At 65.5% G+C, this 693-nt stretch carries 1 protein-coding gene; it reads left to right on the forward strand.

What is annotated here, in order from left to right; translation table 11 throughout:
- Positions 1–426 precede the first annotated feature (426 nt).
- A partial coding sequence (locus B879_RS24200) for a hypothetical protein (protein ID WP_040401636.1) occupies positions 427–693 on the forward strand: 267 nt, incomplete at its 3' end.

Raw genomic sequence — 693 nt, forward strand, 5'->3', positions numbered from 1 at the left:
CATGGTGGTTTGACGAGCCCGACGAAGGAGCAGAAGTCTCGGCGAACCAGTAGCGGTGCCGTTGGTCCGAGGGACGAGAAACAGTGAACGGCATCGTGCCGGGCTGGGGCCATCAACGGTGTTGATGCGGTTGTGCACACGCGAATGCGCGGTGGGTAACACGCTTTTCGTTATCCACGGTGCGTTCAACTGTGTGCAACCGGGGCGCGGCGGAAGGATTTTCCACAGGCCACCGGTGGTTGTCCACGCGTGGCCGGGGATGCCGGCCGGCAGGATCGGGGCTCCGGACGGGCACCCGGCGCTGTGACTGGCAACCCGTCCGGGTCGCGGGACCTGCGCCCGGAACGATCCAGGCCCACCACTGTTTTACGGGCACCGGTGGGTTTATCCTGTGGTGACCGTTAGGTGTCGTTGGGAGGAGCAGTCATGGCCAAGGATCGGAAATCGGCGGTGGCGCTGGCCGCCCGGGAAAAGGCGCGCACCAAGGCGTCGGAGATGACCCAACGCCACGAGCTGTTGCTTGAGAAGGCGGCCGAATACTTCGTGCTGGAAGAGCAGTCCGCCGCGCGCCTGGAGGCCGCCAAAACCCAGGCGCAGCAGATCCTGGAGCAGGCCAAAAAGTCGTTCGAGGCCGGTCGCATCGAGCGCGGACGCATCGTGGTCTCGATGCTGGCCACCGGGGAATCCCGGGCC

Origin of the sequence: Cecembia lonarensis LW9 (assembly GCF_000298295.1) — a bacterium.
GTDB lineage: Bacteria > Bacteroidota > Bacteroidia > Cytophagales > Cyclobacteriaceae > Cecembia > Cecembia lonarensis.